3 protein-coding genes are annotated in these 20,799 nt (G+C 73.1%); 2 read left to right on the top strand and 1 reads right to left on the bottom strand.

Annotation, left to right across the window (positions count from 1 at the left end):
- The first annotated feature begins 19 nt into the window (after positions 1–19).
- Together FL583_RS17515 and FL583_RS17510 are read left to right on the top strand one after the other, a co-directional pair.
- Complete coding sequence (locus tag FL583_RS17515; protein ID WP_142705735.1) at positions 20–601, top strand: hypothetical protein; 582 nt, start codon at positions 20–22, stop codon at positions 599–601.
- A complete protein-coding gene (locus tag FL583_RS17510) occupies positions 598–1,812 on the top strand; it encodes a hypothetical protein (RefSeq protein WP_142705734.1) in 1,215 nt (404 codons plus the stop codon). Before FL583_RS17515 ends, FL583_RS17510 begins: the two co-directional genes overlap by 4 nt.
- On the opposite strand, the gene FL583_RS17505 is transcribed toward FL583_RS17510, so the two are convergent.
- Positions 1,809–20,792, bottom strand: a complete 18,984-nt coding sequence (locus FL583_RS17505; RefSeq protein WP_142705733.1) for a toxin glutamine deamidase domain-containing protein — start codon at positions 20,790–20,792, stop codon at positions 1,809–1,811. The two genes, FL583_RS17510 and FL583_RS17505, sit on opposite strands and share 4 nt — an antisense overlap.
- Positions 20,793–20,799 lie beyond the last annotated feature (7 nt).

Raw genomic sequence — 20,799 nt, 5'->3', positions numbered from 1 at the left:
TCCGATTCAGGGTGGGCGGGTGGGGGGTGTAGGGCTGGAGTATGTGTTGCCGGTGGGGCACTATCTGGGGCCGGTGCATCCGGCGGCGGACAGTCCGCCTACGCACCACGCGGTGCGCGTGGGCCGGACTCCGGCCCGGCTCACCGATCAGGACCAGCTCGACGTCTGGCTGCTCGCGCACGGCGTCCCGAGCGAGGTCGGCGACCGGCCGTGGAGCCGGGAAACGCTGCTGAAGGCCGCGTCCGAGACCGGCGTCGGCACCGCCGAGACCGCGTTCACCGATCTGCTCGCCCGCGGCCTGCTGATCGAGGCCTCACCCGACGCCACCGACGTGCTGTCGCCGGTTCGCCACCACCGGTTGCTGCCGCTGCTCGTCGGGCTGGGCACCGGTCCGGGTGAGCCGCTCGACGTGATCGGAGTGCCGGGCCTGCTCATCGCGCTGAAGGCCGAACCGCGGGTGTTCGAGCTCTGGGAATGGGGCCACCGCTGGCCCGATCTGTGGTCGGCCTGGCAGGCGCTGTCCCTGGACGAGCGCGACGGTCTCCGGGCCGTCCAGACGCTGATCGCGCACGGCGCCGCCTACCTGGACGTCGTCCCGTGATCGTGCCGGTGGGGCAGTTGCACGACGTCTACAACGCCGAGCGTCCGTGGCCCGAGCTGGTGCCGGCCGCGGTCCGGGTCGGCAACGAGCGGCTCGAGCTCACCGAGGACGAGTACCACGTCTGGTGGCTGGCCCACGGCGTCCCGGAGCTGCTCGGGCACGGGCCGTGGACGGCGTCCCGGATGGAGTCGCTGGCCCCCGGGTTCGGCTTCCCGGACGTCGGCGCGGTGATCGAACGGCTGTTGGCCCGGGGGTTGCTGGCCCCGGTCGACGAGAGTTTCGCGTCCCGGTACCGGCTGATCCCGCTCGGCGTCGGGCTGGGCAACGATCCCGATCTGGACGTGCGCCGCTACCAGGTCGGCGTCGGCGGGGCCGCGGTGCTCAGCCTGCACCCGCTGGTCTGGCTCGCACTGTTCTCCGCACCCGGCGAGGCCGACCTGACGTCGACCTGCGACGCGCTGCCCGAGGGCTCGTACGACGAGGTGCTCGGGCTCGTCGTCGACGCGCTGCACCCGATGCTGGCCGCCGGGGTCGTCGCGGTGGACGTCCGCCGGGACGCCGGGGAGTTCGTCGAGGTGGCGCAGTCGACCGACGGCGGGGTGATCTACCCGGTCGGGCACGCGGGCGGGCCGGTGTATGCGCTCGACGGCGGCTTGCGCTCGTACCACGTCCGGGTCGGACGGCGGGTGCACGAGCTCGACGAGGTCGAGTACTTCTGCTGGCAGACCGCGCACGCGCACTCGGCGGTGGACGACGACACGCCGTTCGACCGGCGGGCGCTCGTCGAGCAGTTGCACCTGGTCGCCGACCGGGTCGGGAACCGGAAGCTCCGGAAGCCCGAGCCGGCCGTGGACGGGCTGCTGCGCCGGGGGCTGCTCGTGTCGGCCGACCCGTCCGGTGGCCGGGACTTCACGACCGGGTACCGGCTGCAGAGCCTCAACCACGGGCTCGGGTTCCAGCCCGGCGACTACTACCAGATCGGCCAGGTCAGCCACGCGCTGGCGACGCCGTTGCAGCCGACGCCGCTGAGCGGCGGGTTCGATCCGCTGTTCGTGGGCCTGTGGCAGTGGGGCCCGATGTTCGGCACGCTGGCCGACGCCGATCGGCCGCTGCGCGAGCGGTCGTCCGGCGCGCCGCTGCTCCCGGTGCTGAGCCGGTTGATCAGCCCGAACCAGTCGGCCTACCTGGACGTCGCCCGGGTAGGTGCCTAGGGCAGGTGGTGCAGCCACCAGGCCAGGGTCTGGTCCTGGGCCGGTGCGGCGCCGGAGGACTGCTGGTCGAGGGCGGTGACCAGCGGGTAGAGGCTCGCGCGGGTGGCCGAGGCGCCGACCCGGCGGGCGTCGCGGGCCACGGCCAGGGCGGCCTCGGCGGCCGCGGCCCGGACGGCCGGCTGCACGCCCGGCGCGGCGGTGTCGAGGCCGTGGATCGCCGCGACCAGGGAGCTGCCCGGTGCGGTCGGGAGCAGCGGGGCGAACCCGACGCGCAGGCTCGGGTCGGCGACGGCCAGGCCGGGCGCAATGACGCCGGCTCCGTCGTCGGCGACGATCGTCACCGCGCCGCCGGGCACCGAGAGCGTCCTGGCGGCCTGGGCGACGGTGGCCCAGCCGGCCTGGTCGGTGGGGGTCGGGACCCAGAACAGGTGGTCGCGGACGAAGTTCGGGTCGAGTTGTGCGGCGACCCGCTGGACGGTGTCGTCGGCGCCGAGCAGGAGGAAGCGGGCGTTCGGGGCGGCGCCGACCGCCCGGCGGAGGCGGCCGAGGAGGTTGTCGGCGACCACGACGAGGTACGGGCCGGTCCACTGGAGAGCGACGTCGTAGCCGATGGCGACGGTGGCGACCTGGTTCGGGTCGGTGAGGCCGTAGGCGCCGGCCACGTCCTGGATCACCCGCTCCCGCTCGGCCACGGCCGGCCCGCCACCCCCGACCGCCGGGCTGACCGGAGTGGGGCCGACCGGTGCCGGGCTCACCGCAGCCGGGGTGGGCCGGGACAGCCCGGGGGGCGGCCCGACGACCGGCGGCGGGCCCACCGCCGGGGCCGCGGCGGCCGGCGGGGCCCCGGCGGCCGGCGGGGCCGCGACGGCTTGGGCGGTCGAGGGGGTACCCGAGCTGATCGGGGGCGGGGGCTGGATCGTCGATAGGGATTCTTCGACGTACCGCACCAGCGCCTCGATCGTCTGGCGCTGCACCTGCTGGTACTGCTCCTCGGCCGCCAGCCGCTGATCGTGCCCCGACACCCGCGCGCTCGCCCGCGCCTTCTCGGACTGGTCGGCCAGCGCGTCGGCCGGCGAGTAGAGCGAGTTCGCCGCCCGCCCGAGCAGCGCGGGCACCAGGTACGTGGCCGTCTCCGGCCCGAACGTGGCCAGCACGGTCCCGAACGCCCCCAGGTACACCAGGTCGGCCCACGCCGTCCGGTGCAGGAACTCCCGCCCGTCCTTCTTGCCCCGCAGCACCGAGACCACGTCCCGGGCCGCGTTCCGGACGTCGGCCCCGAGGCTCCGCATCGGCGGGCGCGACGACGTCGGCGCGGTCGGGGCAGGCAGCACCGGGGGCGCCGGCTGGGGCGCGACCGGCAGGCCCTGCGCGGCCCGCAGCGCCTCGACGTCACGGGCAATCGCGCCGAGCCGATCGATCAGCCGGTCGTACGCCTCGGCCCGGCGCGCGGCCCGGCCCAGCTCCAGATCCGCGTCGGCGCGCTCCCGCTCGTCCTTGAACGCGTCTCCGCCGTAGTGCAGGTGCGACTCGCCCGCGCTGTGGATCAGCGGCGCGACCAGCGCGCCACCGGCCCCGACCAGCATCGCCACCGGATGGATCCGGAAGAACCCGACCCCGCCGGCGATCAACAGACCGAGTCCGGACGGCGAGGTCGCGGCCTTCACGTAGTACTGCGGCCACGACGGGAAATACGTCGAGAGCCACGGCCGCGAGACCTCCCGGACCGTGACCTCGGTCGCCCGCGAGACCGGCCGCTGCGGACGGGCGTCCGAAGTGGAAGTGGCGGGCGGCAGACCGGCGCGGGCCACCAGCTGACCCACCTGGGAGCCGAGGGCCTCGCCCGAGGCCAGCAGGCTGTCGCGGGAGGCGGCCGCGACCGACGCGTCGAGGTTGCGGTGACCGCGGTCGCGGTCGAACTGACGGTCGGCGTCGCTGTCGACCTCGTCCTCCTGGTCGGCGTACTTGGCGTACTCGCCGATCATCGCGGTCGTGCCGGCGACCGGACCGGCGAACACCGACGCGCCGGCCAGCTTCGGGTTGCCGGTCGCGAGCGCACCGATCACCCAGCTCGCGGCCGAACTGGCCGGGCCCGGAGCGGTCTTGAGCAGGTAGGAGAACGGCGCCGGGACCGCGGACTTCGGACGCCGATCGGGCGTCGGGACCGCTCGCGGGTCGAGGCCGGTGCCGGGCGAGCCGGGCCCGGGCGTCGGCTGCGCGGAGATACCGAGGAAGTCGAGCCGGAGCGACAGCCGGGCCAGACGCTGGTCGAGCCGGAGTTCCTCGGCGGCCCGGGTGGCCCGGCGGGTGTCGGCGACGATGCGTTTGCGGGCCGCGTTGCGGTCGGAGCGGCGCTGGCCCAGCCGACGTGTGTGGTACTCGCCCAGGCCCGCGACCGGCGGCAACACCGCGCCGAGCGCGAGCAGCGTGCCGACGACCGTCCCGGTCGAGACCGGGAGCTGCGGCTTGAAGTGCACGCCGACGGCGATCGCGGTCGCCACCGAGCCGACGCCGCCCGACAGGTACGCCTTGCGGATGTAGGTGCCGGGAGAGGGCACCCCGGTCGGACGCCCGGCGCCGAACCGGTAGCGGGCGGCGGCCTCCCAGCTGTCGTCGAGCCGGGAGAGTCCGATCGCGACCCGGGTCGCGGCCGGGCTCTGGCCGTTCGACGCGACCGCGCCGAGGGCGTCGGACCGGTCGACCGCACCCCGCTGGCCAGGCAAGATCCCGAGCCGCCCGGCCGCGGACGCCAGCCGCGGCGACGCCGGGAACCGGCGCACCGACCGCCGCGCGAGCAGCGCGTCGACCAGGCGCCCGGGTCGGGTCACCCCGCTCAGTACCGACTGGCGGGCGATGACCCGGAGCCGCGCCTGCTCGCCCAGCACCACCGCGTCCGGGTCGTTGGCCTGCTCGGCGACGCGTTCGGCGACGAACTTCGCGAGCTGGGCCTCGACGTCCAGCGGCGACGCGTCGCGGGCGATCACGATCTCGTCGGGTTCGAACCGGCTGGTCTGCCCGGACGGGAGTTCCTCGACCGAGACCCGGAACTCGAACCCGGACGGCTCGACCCGGAACATCGGGCCCTGGTTCGTGACCGCGTCGACACCGACGTCGGCCGCGAACGCCGTCGCGGCGAGCCGTCGTTCGGCGGCGCGGAGCGTCGACCGCTCGGATCGCGGACGCCGGTCGTCGAGCCGGTCGAGCACGTCCCGGACGTCGGACGGGGCGTTCCGGCGCTGGTCGACGGCGCCGGGCTGGTCGGCGCCCAGGCCTAGCTGGTCGGCGAGCAGACGCAGATCGACCTCGGCGTCCGGCCGGGCCGGACCAGCCTCGGGCCGACCGGCACGGTCGGCGAGCAACCGGAAGCGCGAGAGCGCCACCGGGTCCATCGACGAGGAGCCCGGCAGCGCGGCCGCGACGCGGGCGGCGATCTCCAGCTCGAGCACGTCGGCCGCCATGTCGGGAGCGACGCTGAGCGTGGCCCGGCCGTGGTTGATCGTCAGGTCGGTGACGGCGCCCGGGCGTACGACGACGTCGAGCGCGAGGGAGCGGTTGCCGGGCAGGTGGAGGGCGTAACCGGTGCCCACTCTGGACAGTCGGACGTCCCGATTGCCGGGGCCGTTCCGAGCCTCGACGGCCGTGCGGAGGGCGCGGCGGATCGCCCGGTTGGTTCGGGCCGGTGAGCGCTCGACGCGGTTCGGATCGTGCGCGGCCACCAGGCTCCGGACGCCGGGGGGTAGCGCGGCCCAGCGCTGTTCGGCCCCGGATTGCCCGTATCCGAGGCCCAGGTGGGTGACCAGGTCGTTCGCCCGGTGGCGGGCCCACCGGGGGTGGGAGCCGTCGGTGATCATCCGGTCGAGGACGAACAGTTCGGAGAGAGCGGCGCGGTCGGCGGCGGAAAGGTCCTGGGGCTGGGTCGGCAGCGCGGAGTCCCGCCGGACCAGCGCATCCGCGTCCGCGAGAGTCCCGTGGGTGAGGATCTCGACGAGGCCGCCGACGGCGGGCGCGGGCGCGCCGGCGCCCCCGCCGCTCGCGGCGGGGGCGGTGGCGAAGAGGGGCGCTAGCGCCCGGGTGAGCTCGTGGGCGATCGCGGCTCGGATCCGGTGCGGCTGCGCCTCCTCGGAGACGTCGAATTCCCAGCTCGCGGCCGCGCCCGGCCCGCTCGTGTCGGCGTCTTCCAGCCGAGCCAGCACCCCGTCGGGCAGCGTGTCGACGTAGAGCCGCAGCTCGATCCGCCGGCCGTCGTCGAGGTGGAGCTCGTAGCGGTTCGGTCCGGCCGACACGGTCCGGACGCCGAGCCCGTCCGCGATCTCGACCACCGCGGCCTCGGCGGCCCGTTCGCGCCGGTCGAGCACGACCTCCCCGGCAAGCTCGGAGAGCAGGTTCCCGGCCACCGCCGGGAGCATCGCGCGCCGAACGTCGGCTCCGGGACTACCGGCGACGAGACCGGCCTCCTGGGTCAGGACGTCGATCCGGCGGCGGAACCAGCGGCGTTCGGCGCGGCTCGCGTCGGCCCGGTAGTGCTCGGCGAGGTACCGCAGTTCGGCGGTGATCGCGTGGTCGGCCGGGGCGAAGTCCCGGTTCTGCACGTCGCCGGGGCGGAGGACGGGGTTCGGGCTGGTCGAGTTCGGGCTCGCCGCGATCCGGGCCACTTCGCGAACGATCGCCGCCTGAGCGCCCAACTGGCCGAACGCCCTGGTCGAGACATTCAGAGTGGCGGCCGGACCCTGGTAGCGGCCCTCGGCGAGCACGCCCGGCCGCACCCTGGCGCCGATCGCGACCTCGACCGACGACCCGTCGCGAAGGACGAGCTCGACCCGGCGCGGGTCCCCGGTCGGCCGGATCTCGCGCACCCCCTCGATCGGCCCGAGGTCGCTCAGTAGCGTCTGGACGGCGTCCACGGTCCGTCCGCGCGCGACCGGGTCGGTGCGTTCCACCGCGGCCAGCGCGTCCGGCGTGAGCAGCGCCCGGCGCTCGGCGACGCCCGGCGCGTCCCGGTCGAGGCCGTAGCGGCGGGTCAGCGTCCCGAGTTCCCGGAGCAGCGCGGCCCGCTCGAACGGCGCGTGCGTCCGCCGGATCTGCAGCTCCAGCACGGCCAGCTCGGCGATGCGTCCGGCGTCGGCCTTGGTCGCCACCGGGCCCGGCCCCGCGCCCGACCGCAGGACGTCGCCCGACGTCACGTCCGGAGCCAGCTCGGTGGCCAGCGCGCTCGCCAGCGCCCGCTCGATCTGGGCGCGGTCGGCCCGCGCGTCGACGACGAGCGTGCGTCCGCGCAGCTCGGCGTGCGGGCCGGAGTCGATCGTCTCGGCGACGAGATCGACCTGGAGGCCGCCGATCGTGAGCTGGTCCGAGGCCCGGAGGATCCGCCGGCCGAGCACGGCCTCCACCGTCGCCAGCGCGGACTTCGCATCGGCCAGCGCGGCCTCGGCGTCCGGGGCGCCCCGCCGGCCGTCCCGTTCCGCGACGATGGCTCGGACGTCGGGCCGTAGCTGCTCGCGCCGGTAGCTCACGCCGATCTCGCCGCTGTTCAGGCCCAACGCCCGGATGTCGGCGTCGAGTCGCGCCCCGAGCCGCCGGGCCCGGCGTCCGGACGGGGTGAAGCGTCCGGGCCGCCCCGCCTCCCGGTACTGGTGAGCGAGCAGCTCCAGCGACGCGACCCGGGCCTGATCGTCCACCGAGAGGTCACCGGCCGCGGCCGAGTCCAGCACGGCTCCGGCGAAGAACCGGTTGGTCGCCCGGTTCGGACTCCAGGCCGTCGCCCCTGCCGGTGGCTGCTGGGCGAGCATCGCCGCCAGCGCTCCGACGGCCGACCGGGCGATCTGCTCGGTGCGGGTGCGCTTGCTCGTCAGCAGCGGCGTCCGCTGGTTGATCGTGAGGCTCGCCCCGGCGCCGTCGAGGTCGACGGCCAGGTCGACGTCCTGGTCGAGCGCCAGCACCCCGGCCACGACGTCGAGCGCGAACGTCCGGCCGCCGGACGTGAGTCGGAACAGGTCGCCCTCGCGGGTGAAGCTGGTGATCAGCCCGTCCCGCTGGGCCCGGATCAGCTCGTTGCCGACCTGTGCCACCGCGCGTCGCACCGACTTGCGCGGGCGCCCGACCTCCCGCAACGCCGACGCGTGAGCGGCGTCGAGCAGGCCGTCCTCGACGAGCAACCGCAGCCGCTCGGCGCTGCCCGCGACCCGCTGGTGCACGCCCAGCTCGGTCGCGCCGATCTCCAGCCGCACCTTCGCGGCCAGCCTGCGCGGTCCCCGGGGCGCGTCCCGGTACTGCTCGGCGAGCAATCGCACCGACGCGATCGACGCGTGGTGCGCGGCGCTCCAGCGCGTCGAATCGAGCGGCAGGCGGCGGCGCGCCGGGCCGGGAATGCCGGTCACCGAATCGACGGTCCCGAATCTCGCCCACTCGGTGACCAGCCGGATCGCCGCGTGTTCGCGCTGAGCGACGTCGCCGTTCTCGTCCACGAACAGGCGCTGCGCCGGGCCCGGCGCGTCCGGCAGGCTGGCCAGACGGTCGCCGCCGAGCGGCGCCCGGTAGACCGAGAGGCTCAGCTGCCTGCTGCCGTGCTGGACGATCAGCCGGTTCGGGTCGGCCGGATCCGTCTGCACGTCGAGCGTCCGATCACGACCGATCTCGGCCTCCAGCCGCGTACGCAGCCGGGCCACCCACGCGCCGGTGGCGCCGTCCCGGCGCTCCACGGCCGCGCGCAGCGGCGCGTCGAGCAGCGCCCGGCGCTCGGCCGAGCCGAGCGTGTCGTGGCGCAGGCCCATCGTGCGGATCAGCTCGTCGATCCGCTGCTCGGCGGCGCGCCGCGCCGACCGGTCCCCGTCCAGCGCCCGGTCGACCGTGCCGCCCCGCTCCAGCAGAGCGGAGAGCTCGGCTTCCCTCGCCCGGTCGGCCGCCGTGCGGTCGGCCCGCGTCGAAGAACGGCTCTCGCCCTCGCCGTACACGTTCGGCCCGGTGGTCGTCAGCCGCGCCGTCACCGCGGCCGCGACGGCCCGCGTCAGCGAGGTCCGGTCGTGCATACGGACGTCGATGCTGACGACGCCCGGCGAGGTGGACGGCCGGAGCTCGGTGACCAGCTCGATCAGCAGCGGGCCACCCGGCAGCGCGTCGATGACCAGCAGCGACCCGTCGACCGTGACCGGCACGTCACCGGCGATCGTGGCTGCGCGCTCGGCCACACGCACCTGCCGTTCGTGGGCCGGAGCGAGCGTGCTGAGCGGTCGCAGCTGGGTGTGCACGGCCGCCGGGATCAGCCCGGCGTCACGCAGGGCCCGGTAGCGCACGACGCCGCCGGCGTCGGTGGGTCGCAGCCGGGCCGCGGCCAGCAGCTCGCGGGTGGCGTCGGTCGCCGCTTGCTCGCCGTTGCGCAGTTGCTCGGCGAGAACCCGCAGCTCCGACGTCACGGCGAGGTCCGCGGTGGTGGCCGCCGGGGCGGTGGTGGACGCCGGGCTGCCGGTGATTCCCGGGCCGGTGGGGACGTTGGCCAGCGCGCCGAGCGCCGGGCCGAGCTCGCGGGCCAGCGCCGCCTCGTCGAGGTCCATCGGCACGTGCAGCGTGAGGTCTCCGGACGGATCGGCGCGAAGCTCGAGCGGCCCCGACTCGATGCTCAGCCGGGCGGTGTTCCCGTTGGCTCGTATCGTCAGGCCGCCCTGCACCGGGTTACGCGAGACGAATCCCATCGACCGGCCGAGGATCTCGGTGATCTGCCGGGCCCGGACGACCGAGGGCGTCTCCCCCTCCAGCAGGGCCAGTAGCTGTTCGCCGGCCGAGTCGAGCAGCCCGCGCCGGGCGATCGCCGGCCCGTCGGTACCGGCCATGCCCAGCTCGGCGGCGAGCGCGGTGGCCAGCTCGGCCGCCGCGGCCCGGTCGGGACCCGGCGAGGCGGCTCGGCCGAGCGCGAACCGGAGTTCGGCGAGCGCCCGCTGGTCTCCCGGTACGAGTCCGATCGTCGGCGGTTGGAACGGGCCGGGCCGCAGCTGGCGGGGGCCGTCCGGGATGCCGGAGACCCGCGCGGCCAGCTCGGCCAGCGCGCCGGCCGCGGCCGCCGCTGCGGTCAGGTCGTTCGCCTGGTCGTCGATCAGGAGCTCGACCGCTCCCGGTCCGGTTTCGTAGACCTGAGCGGTGATCGGGCCGACGGTCGGCAGCACGGTCACGTCGATCTGGACGACGCCCTGGACCGTCGCGACCGAGAGCGTCAGCGTGCCGTGGTCTTCGCGGACGTCCAGACCGAGCGCGCGGGTCAGGTCGTCCGGCGCGGCGACGATCGCGGTCCGCACCGCCTCGGGCGCGCCACCGGATCGACGTCCGTCGGAGAGCGCGGTGCCCGAGACCACGGGAGCCGGGCCGGCGCGGGAGGCCAGATCGCGGGCCTGGGCGGCGGCATTGTCACGGGCGGTGCGTGCGGCCGCGGTGGCCGGACCGGCGCTCGGCACCGACTGGATCGGTGAGGCGACCCAGGACGCCAACCTCTCGTGCCGGTCGTGGACCGGCGGCATCGGGTCGAGCGCGGCGATCCGGTCGGCGAGCTGCAGGTCGAGCGCGGCCCGATTGGCGGGAGTGTCCAGGCCGGCCGCACGCAGGCCGGCCCGGAACTCGCGCAGCGCGCTCGGGCGGCTCCAGAACCGGGCGCCGGCGACCTGGTCGAGGAGCCGGACCAGGTCGGCGACCCGGGCTTCGTCGCGCGGGGTGAACAGCGAGCGGACCGGGGCCGATCCGGAGCCGAGCTGGTCCGCACCGGTCGGGACGCCGGCCCGGTACGCGGTGGCCTGGTCGAGCGCGATCCGCACCGCGCGGTCGACGGCACCGGCGGACAGCCGGTCGGAGAGTTCGAGCGTCACGCTGCCGGTGCCGGTGACCACCGACCGGGCGACCCGGCCGTCCATCGGCACCGCGCGCACCCGCACGGTGAGGTCACCCAGCCGGACCCGCCCGTCGGGAAGCCGGGTCGCGTTGCCGAGCGACTGCAGGGTCTCGCGGGCGGTCGTGACCACCCGCCTCGGCGTGGGCAGCCGGTGCGTCTTCGGTCCGTCGACCGCGAAGGTGGCCGACTCGCGCGGCGCCGGTGCCGGGGCGGGCGACTCCGGTACCCGGCTGGTCGGCTGCTGACCGGCGTCCACCTGGGCCTGGAGGTCGTTCAACGTACGGGACCAGGCCGCGACCCGGGCCTGTTCGGCCGCGAGGTCGGCCAGCTCGTGCTCGCGGCGGGCGCGCTCGGCGACCGACGCGCGGTGGTCGAGGACGCGCTGCCGGACGTCGGCCGGGGTCGCGGTCCAGCCGCGGACGAGGTCGGCGACCGCGGGGTCGTAGGCCGCGAGGCGGGCCGGGTCCTCGACGCCGAGGTGGCGGAGGAGCTGATCGAGGTCGCGCGCCGCCCGCCACCGGGCGTAGCGACCGCCGGAGGTGAGCTGCGCGTGCAGCTCGCCGATCTCGGCCTGCCGGCCGAGGCCGTGCGCGGTGAGCGTGTGGTTGCCCTGGGCGTCGACCGTGTAGGGGGACGCGTCCGGGCCGGGCGCGGGTGCGCCGTTCAGGACGGCCGTGGCCTCGGCCAGCTCGTGCGCGAGCGCGCGGCCGACGGCGCGGAGCGGAGCGCGGTCGGAGACCGTGATGACGGCCCGGTTCCCGACGTAGCCGACCGTGGCGACCGCGCTGTCCGGAGTGCGTCCGACCTGGACGGTCACGGCGATGGAGCCGTGCTGACGGGTGCCGTCGGGGTTGGGCGTCGTCCGGGCGGCGAGCCAGCGTTCGGCGGTGCGCTGGATCGCGCCGGGACGCGGGATCCGCCAGCGGCGGGCGGCGAAGCCGGACTTCGGAATTGCGGCGGCGGCGCCGTAGGTGCGGTCGCCGAGGACCGTTACCCCGAGCTGTTCCAGCTGGGTGGCGACCTCGGGGTGGACGCCCCGCGGGAAGACGTACCGGAGGTTCTCGGCGCGGTCGGCTCGCGCTCTCTCGAGGAGGCGGCGGGCGTTCGGGCCGTCGGGCGGCGACGGCTCGTAGCCGATGCTGACGTCGGTCACCCGGTGCCCGTCGACGACGGCGGTGACCGCTTGCGAATCCACCTCGAGGACGAAGTCGTGCGAGCGGATCAGCTGGACGGTCGCGTCGAGCCGGTTCAGCGCGATCGCGTGCAGGGCGAGGAGGACCGGCGTGGCCGCGTCGGCCTGTTCGGTCGCGCTCGCGAGCCCCTGCTCGACCTCGGCCAGGCGCTGGTGGAGCTGGTCGATGCCCGGGACGTCGGAGTGCTCGTCGAGGGACGTCCGGAGCTCGGTCGCGATGCGGCGCAGCTGGTCGATGGCCGGGAGGACCTGCGGAGCGGTCGGCATCGGGCGGTCGCCGGCCTCGTCGCGGTGGACGATCGCCCGCTCGAGCTGGTGCTCGAACGGGATGCCGGCCGCGGCCGCCTGGTCACGGAGCTGGCTGACCAGCGCGTCGAACGCCCCGGGTCGGCCGTCGAGGTCGGCGCGCAGGCGGTCGAGGTTCGGTCCGGCCGGACCCCAGCCGAGGTCGGCGTACTCGTCGTAGGCGGCGAGCCCGCCGGTGGTGAGCCCGGCGATGTCGACCAGCGTCTGCCTGATCCGGGCCACGGGCGTGGGACGCTGACCGGCGACGAAGCGCTGCTCGGGGTTCCAGGTGAGATCGCGGAGGACGTCGCGGCCGGGGCGGAGCGAGAGGATCTCGTTCGGGGTCGGATAGCCGGGGTCGCCCGGTTCGAGCAGAGCAGGCCGGATCGCGTCTTCGATCTCGGCGCGGGCCTTCGTGAGTTCGTCGTAGCGGCGCTCGGGGTTGGTGCCACCGAGCGCGTCGAGGTCGACGTCCTCGTTTCCGGCCAGGCCGAGCCAGAGCTCGGCGGTGTCCGCGCTGAGCAGCCGGAGTTCGTCGCCGAGCCGGGTCATCGCGGTCCGGGCCGCGGCCGCGTCGCCCGACCCCGGGTACCAGTCGTTCGGCGGTCGCCAGTCGTACCCGGCCTCGGCGAATGCGAGCCCGGCGTCGCCGGTGACCTTTTCGGGGCCCAGCAGCTCGTCGATGCCGGACTCCCGGAGCCAGGTATCCAGGCTTGTCAGGTACTGCGCGGTCGCGTGCGGGTCGGACGTCCGCACCCGGTAGTGGCGGGCGTACAGGCTCCCGTCCGGTCGTCGGTCGACGCTGGTGCGCACGCTCCCGTCGTCGACGGTCACGCGGTCCTGCTGGACGTTCACCTCGACGGGTCGGCCGATCGTCTCGCTGACGAGCCTCTGGATGTCCCGCTTGGCCAGCAGCGCTTCGTCGCCGCTGCGAGGTACCAGCTCACCCCAGCTCGGGCGGCGTCCGTCCCGCTCCCACGGGCGGTCGGCCCACAGATGGTCGCGCGGCACGCTCGGCGACCACCGCTCGAGCGCTTGCCGGACGTCGGGACTCACCCAGGGCAGGCGGGCCTCGTACCCCGGCGAACCGCCGTCGAGAGCGGACCCCGGAGGCCGCAGGCCGACGTGGTCGAGGAGCGGACGGAGGTCGCGATCGGCGCGGAAGCGGGAGAACGGATTCGACGACGCGCGCCGCTCGAAGAGGTACCGGATCTCGGCCAGTCGCCCCCGATCGTGGGCGCTGGGGCCGCTCGGGTCGAGCGGGCCGTTGCGGGTGAGGAGGTCGGGACCAGCCGTCACGCCATCCAGTACGGCGGAAGCCTCGGCCAGCTCGTGCGCGAGGGCCCGCCCGACGGTCCGCAGCGAGGCGTTGGCCGAGACCGTGACCCGGACGGTCCGTCCCCGCGGATCGATATCGCTGACCGCGACGGCGTGCCCGGTGTCGCCGACGTGGATCTGAACGTCGAACGGAACGGCGTTGTCGCGGTGGACGCGGTAGGACCGCTCGGTGGAGCTGCGTCCCAGCGGTTCGATGCGAGAGACGCCAGCCGCTGCGGCGAGCCGGTTCATTTCGTGGGAGATGCGCCGGCCGACGAGGGAGGGCTTGGAGAGCCAGGCATGGCGCCCGTCGAAGACGGTGCCGGGGATGGCGGAAGCTTCGATGTGGGGGTCGGTTACTCCGTCTGTGGGGGTTCGCCCTTCCAGCGGAAGATCCACCGAATCGTCGCCTCGTCGGGAAGGCTGTCCCCCTGGGTCACTGCCGGAGCTAGTTTCTCCGCCTCCACCTGGCTGATCTCGCGGACTCGACTGAAGTTCTGCCGATTGAACAGGATCCGGTGAGCTGCCTCCGGGTCGTAGACCCAAGCTTTCTGCTGGTGATCCCACAGCAGCGCGTCCGGGGTCGTCCCCTCCAGAATGACGAGGCCCGACGCCTCGGGGTCCGCCTTGCTGCTCTTGTACAGCGCGTAGTAGCTCAGCGTCATGAGCCCTCAACCTCTCGGCAACAGCCGGCCGAATTGGCAGATCCCTTTCATCGAGGCCGAACTCGGCTACGACATCCCCGAGTCCGAGACTCTCGCCCGTCAACCATCCACGGTAACCCTCGAACAAGTCGGGATACTGCGCCACCCACAGAGCAATGCTGTCGTCATCCTCCGACCAAACTGCCTCGAGAGGTGGCGGCGGCGAATCGAGCCCGAGCGAAGCTCCGCTGACTCCGTAGTACTTGTTGAGGCCGAGGAGCCTCAACATCGCGTGCATTTTGCGGGCGGGCACCTCGCGTGGCTCAGCGAGTATCCGATCGAGCTTCGTGCCCGCATCGGCGGCGTACGAGGACGCCGCGGTGGGGAAGAGCAGGTCGAACGGCCAACCGTCATGCGGTGACCTCAAGGAAACCCGCAGCCCTTGGTGGAGGTTCCCGGCGTGCCAGCCGTTCACCGCACTGGTGACCTCGTAGCCACTCCGCCCCAGCGATTCGACGACCGCGATCAGGGCCGAGCGGTAATCGGCTCCGCTCGGCAACTGGAGCGAAAATTGCAGTACGTCGCTTCGCTCGGACATGAAGTCCGAGATCGACGGGGGTTGGCTGCCATCGTCGAAGAACCGAAGCTCATCGAGGTAGTCGAAGCCCAGCGCATCGATGCCCCGCACAGCCCACATCGGCCAGGCCGGCTGGACTCCCTCTTGCAGATCGAGACTCTCGTCGACCTCGGTGCTGATTCGGCTCAGATCCGCCTCGATCGCGGGAGCCGATTCCGTCGCCGCGCGGGCCGACTCCGCGATCGACGCCCGCTGCTCCGGGGTGATACCCGGCTTCGACGACTTGTCCGGGGGACGGCCTAGCGTGACCGGCCTCCGGTCGGTGCCAAAGAGATTCGCAGGCAGGAGGTCACGACCGTCGGCCGCCCGGAACAGGGCCGCCTCACCGAAAGTCTCCGGCACGTGACCGATCGGATAGACCAGAGTGCCCTGGTCTCCCCCGGCCACCCAGGTTCCGTCGGCGAGCTGCCTGATCTCGACCGTCAGCTTGCCGAACCGGCGACGCTTCGAATCCCAGTCGTGCGTCCAATCCTCGAGTGGCTCGTCCGGGCTGTGCGGAACGAACGGTACTTCCTCGAGGCCGGCCCGCTGAGCCGCAGTGAGCCGTCGGTTGTCCAGGCTGGTCAGCGTCCCGTCGCCCCACCGCACTCCGTGAATCGGCGCACCGCGCCAACCGCGGTCGGGATTCCCGAGGATCTCCGCCAGATCCTTGACCGACAGCTTCCCGTTGCCGGTCTTCTCGCTGATCGAGCGCTGGGTGAACGTGATGTCGCGCGGATCCACCATCCGCGCACGAGGCTGCGCCTGCGCGATCTTCTCCGGGAGATCCTCGTCTCGGACCGCTCTCGGTACCTCATCGACGCCACCGGGAAAGCCGAGATCGCTCCAGGTCGCCGGGCGTGAGCCCACGGCGGCCAGATCAGCGGCCGTCGCCGACCGCATCATCAGCGTCCCCGGCGTTACTCCGGATCCGTCCCCGGCGGTTTGCTTCTCCACCGGACGAGCCAGGCTGTCACCGGTCTCCGCCGAAGCAGACGGATCCGACGGATCCGAGGCCGGGTTGACGCCCGACGGATCCGGGGCCGGGTTGACGCCCGAGGGCGCGGCCCCCGCCGGAGCATCCGGCGGCTGAGACCCATCGAGCCACATCACCCCCTGCCAATCCGCATCCATCATCGTCCGCCGGCCGATCCAGTCCTCCCCAACCCCGGACCGCCCGGCCACCGCAACATCGTTCGGCGACGGGAACCCCCGCCGCCCGAACGACGCGATCGCCGCCCGCCGCAGCAAGTCGTTCGCCGCGTCGCGCTGGCGCTCCAGATCCGCGAGCACGTCCGCCGGCTGCGCCCCCGGGTAGGCCGCGGCCAGCGCATTCAGCCGTTCCTGCGACACCGGCTGCCGGTCGAACCACGCGCGCACGAGCGCGATCTGCGCGTTCACCGCGTTGCGCTCGTAGGCCAGATTGTCGAGCAGCAGGTTCGCCGCGGCCGACGATCCCCAGTAGAAACCGGACCGCGCCCAGGCGTAGGAGCCGACGCGCGTCGCTCGGAGCGTGATCCGCGAGACTCCGGACTCCGTGTACCAGGACTTCAGCGCCGTGTTGAAAGCGGTCGCGAAGCCGCGGCCCTGCGTCGACATCCGGATGTCGTCGAGCTTCGCCGACAGCACCTCGCCGGTCCGCGACACCGAGAAGTGCACGTACCCGGACTCGCGACCGCCCGCGTCGAGCACGTTCACCTGGACGGTCAGGTAGTCCATCCCGACGCTGACCCGGCTCAGCTCCACCGTGAACCCGGAGTACGACGGCCCGACCAGCCGATCCCGCACCACGTCGGTGATCGCGTCCTGCAGCCGACCGGCGTCCAGCGCCGAACGCGGCACCAGGTCACCGACCAGCGGCGGCCGCCCCTCGAGCTCCCATGGCGGCGCGGTGTCGACCGCCGTGTCGTCGGTCCACGGCTCGGACAGCGCCCGGTCGCTGTCCGACTGGAACGGGAGGCCGTCGGCCGGATCGGGGCGCCCCGGCAGCCCGTTGGTGTCGACCCCGAGTGCGCGCAGGTCGGCGTCGAGATCGCCTAGTTCCTGCGTCTGGAACATGTAGGAGCCGCGGCTGTCCGCCTCGCGGAGCGTCCGAATCAGGTAGCGCCGCTCGGCGAGGCGTCCGTCGACCGCAGGAGACTGGCCCGACAGGGCCCGGGCGATCTCGTGCACCCATGCGCGGGTCAGGTGCTCTCCCGCGACGCGGGCGTTGACCGAGGTCAGGTGCGGGTCTCCGGGGGTTCCCGCGCGCAGCGCGGTGGTGGCCACGTCGGTCATCCCGGTCCCGACGTGCGCCTCGAACACGACGGGTGGCCCATCGGTCGGACGGACGGTGACCGACGTGCCGTCGACCTCGACGCTCGCGACGCCGAGGTCCTCCGCCCGCAGCCGCGAGGCGGCGGCCAGCAGCTCGCCGCGCACGAGGTCGGGAAGGTGCGCGCCACGCCCGTCGGGCGTGAAGGTCGAGTGCGCGACCGCGGGTGCGGCCGGTTCATTTGCGGACGTGACGTCAGGCGCCGCCGCCGGTCGGGCGGACGGATCGAGCGGGTTGCCGTCGGGGTCCAGCGCGATCGACCAGACGCCGTCCGTGTTGGCCACGTACAGCGGGTCGGTCGAGACGGAACTGACCTGGGCGTCGACCCAGTAGATCGTGCCGTCGTGGTTGACCGCGTTCCAGGCGTGAGCGCCGCCGCCCTGCGCCGGATCGGTGCCCGTGATGATCGCGGCCGAAGCCCCGTGCCCAGCGTTGCGAAGCTGCTCGGCGATCGCGTTGAACGCGTCGCCGGGAGACGCGCCGTTGTACCGGAACGTGGCGCCGAGGGCCTCCTCGGCGCGCTGCCGCCCGTTCGATTCGCCGGCCGTGGAGGGCGTTCCGTCGGCTCCGACGTCGGCCGTCCGGGGCGCCGAGACCTGCGGGTTGCCGAGCCAGGTGCGCAGGAAGCTCAGCGAGGTGTCGAGGCAGTTGTTGGCGCGAGCGGACGTGGCCGAGGGCCCACCGTCGTTGACGAGCCCGAGCCACTTGGCGAGGGGATGGGGGTGGCGCTCGGGACGGCCGTCGGGGGAGGTGGGAACCGCGTCGACGAGGGCGGCCTGGTCGGATGCATCCGGCACGTCGAGGCCACCGTGCTCCCCATACGGCCGCCCCCCGGCCGGACTATCCGGCGCGTTTTGCCCAACGCTCGGCGGATCTACGGTCGGCGGCGGCGGGTTGCCAGCATCGACCACGTCGATACCAAGCCTGGGTAGCAAGTCCTGGCAACTGTCGCACGGCTCCTTGTTGTTACCGTGCGCAGATTCTTCCCACTCGATCTCGACGCTCGCGATTCGCGCACCCGAGAGCGCAGCCATCGCTGCGTCGTGACGCTGATCGGCCGGCCCGCTGTAGGACTGGTCGAACGCATGCAGGAAGTCCGAGATGACCGCAACTTCAGAGCAGAACCCGTGCCATGACGGCGTCGGATGGTCCGCCGGACGCTCGTTGCGAATCGCATCGAGGACTTCCAGGAGATAGGGATGCCGCAGAGGCGGATTTGTGGAGATACCCTTCATGCTCGTGTGAGCGCGGATCACGCCGTCGCGAGTAAGAAGCGCGGACGCACTTCGGGGCATCATCTTGTTGCGTGAGTTGCTTCCCCACTTCTGGTCTTTGGCCTCCTGACGTACTTTGTCGGCCAGTTCCCGAACAGCTCCCACGATCTGATCATCCGGGTTGTTGTTCGGGTCTATGGTGCGCGGCGGGAGGTCGTAGGAGTAACCATTGTTCGCGGTATGGCCAGATGAACGCGGTATCGGTCGCGGCAGATTCTCGGGCTCTGGGCGGCGGCCACCCGGATCCGAATTCGGTGCCGGATTCGAATTCGATGCCGACGTCGAGACGTTCGAAGCCCCCGGCGACAACGGCGCCACGGGGATGGGCGAAACGCTCTGATTCGTGGCCGCGTTGGCCGCGGGGGTGGCGTGCGCCGGAGCGGGCGTCGGTGAGGCGGTAGGGGCCGGCGCGGTTTGAGCGGTGAGATCGGTCGGCTTTGAGTCGGGACGGCCGGAAACGACCTGGGAACTCGATTGCGCCGGGGCAGTCGATGACACCTGCGTGGTCGAAGGCGACGTCGAATTGGCGACTGGACTCGGTTGGTTGTTGGACGACACCGCCGGACTTGTCGGTCCGCTCGGGTTGGGTGCTGAATTGGTGCTCGGGGCCGCCGCCGTGTTCGGCGCGCCGGTCGGGTTCGGCGCCAGCGGAGCCGCGTTGGGCTGATACGCCGGAACGCCGCCTACTGGAACGCCATATTGCTGGCCGTTAGTGAAGGTCTGAGTTGGGTCGAGATTCTGGGCCGGCGCGACCGCATCCGGCTTCGCGTCTAGGGACGGTGACGTGTGTACTGGCCCCGCGTCGAATGAGTCGACCTGCGACGGCACCGACGTGTTCGGGCCGGCACCATTCGTCGACGTGTCTCCGCCCGGTGGCGGCCCCTGATCCGTAGAAACTGGCGACGGTGCACTCGTCCCGTCCGGCCCGAACGTCGCAGCCGTCGGATCCGACGTAAACGACGGCGACGGCGACAGCGACGGGCCAGGATCCGGTGCTACCGGCGCCCCCGCCGCAGTCGGATCACTGCTGATCGGCGGCGCCAACGCCGCCGAAATCGTCCCCCCACCCGAAGCCGACGGCCCCCCATTACCTCCACCGCCCCCGGACGAAGAATCAGACCCACCCCCCGCAAGCACAGAATCCCCAGAAGACGACCCGCCCCCATACGACGGCCCACCCCCAGAAGACGACCCGCCCCCGGAAGACGACCCACCGTCCCCAGACGGCCCGCCCCCCGAAGACGACCCATCCCCCCCACCAACAACGACCCCGTCCCCCGACCCCCCATCCCCGAAATCAACGGACTCCGGACCAGGCGCCGTCAGCGTCCCCCCATCCGTCCCGGCCAACGACAACTCCGGCCCATGCCCCCCGAGCAACGTCTCCCGGAACCCACTCCCCCCACCGGTGATCGCCGCCGACGCCAGCTGCGGCGGCGAAATCGTGTTCGCCCGGCTCGCCCCGGCCAGCGCCGAACTCACGATCGAATCGACCGGGTAATCCCAGTTCCCGTACACCACCCCATTGCCGATCCAGCTCGCCGTCGGCGACGTCACGCTGTTCACGAGCCCCACCGACACCGCCTGGCCCGGCGTCGCCAGCACGTGCTTACCCAGCCCACCGACCTTCGTGGACGGCGCATTCACCCGGGTGATCCCGCGGTTGATCCGGTCGATCGCGGAGTCCGACAGCCGGCCGGTCACGGCCCGGCCGACACCCTTCTTGGCCCACTGCATCGCGGGCGCGACGCCCATTCCGATCGGCACACCGGCGGTCGCACCGATCGCCGACGCGGCGGTCTTCTGGAAATCCCAGTGGTCCCGCTTGCCGGTCATCATCTGGTAGGCCTGCGCCAGGCCGTCGACCAGAACGACCTCTTCGATCAGCTCCTCGACGAGCTCTTCCGCGGCTTCCTTGGCCAGCTTCTTCAGCAGCTCCTTCCGGAGCTCCTTCTCGATGATCTTGCGCGCGATGTTCTTCAGCAGCTGCTTGAACGCGGCTTGGACGGCGACGCGCCCGCCCATCATGATCGGCTGTATCGCGGCCGTCGAGCCGCCCGCGGTGAAGAACGCGGCCAGCAGCGCGATGAACACGCTGATGATCGTGATGATGACCGTGATCAGCGTCGTCAGCTTGTTGTACTGCAGCTCGAGCGCCGCGTTGTCGCTCGTGTCGGCGAGCGACCGGGCCATGTCCGCCACCGCGCCGAGCCCCGACTCCGGCGACTGCCCGAGCGCCTCCCACAGCCCGAGGAACGAGTACCCCGACTCGCCGCCCCAGGCCGACAGCAGGTCCTGCACGACCGGGCCGGCCTCGCCCAGCGCGTCGCTCAGCGCCTCGCTGATCTGCCCCCACTCGTCAGCGAGAACCCACAGGTCGTCCTCATTGCCCTCGGGCCACGGGTTACCGGCCGAGACCCCGCAGATGAAGTCCCAGACGTAGTCGTACTCGCCGAAGTCCGGCTTCCAGACAGCCATGGGCCCC

Origin of the sequence: Cryptosporangium phraense, from assembly GCF_006912135.1 — a bacterium.
In the GTDB taxonomy this organism is placed as follows: domain Bacteria; phylum Actinomycetota; class Actinomycetes; order Mycobacteriales; family Cryptosporangiaceae; genus Cryptosporangium; species Cryptosporangium phraense.
Note: the sequence above shows the minus strand (reverse complement) of the source record. Positions and strands in the feature narration are given on the sequence as shown.

Coding starts and splice junctions, on each gene's coding strand:
- FL583_RS17505 (WP_142705733.1), bottom strand. CDS start 20,792: ATGGCTGTCTGGAAGCCGGACTTCGGCGAGTACGACTACGTCTGGGAC.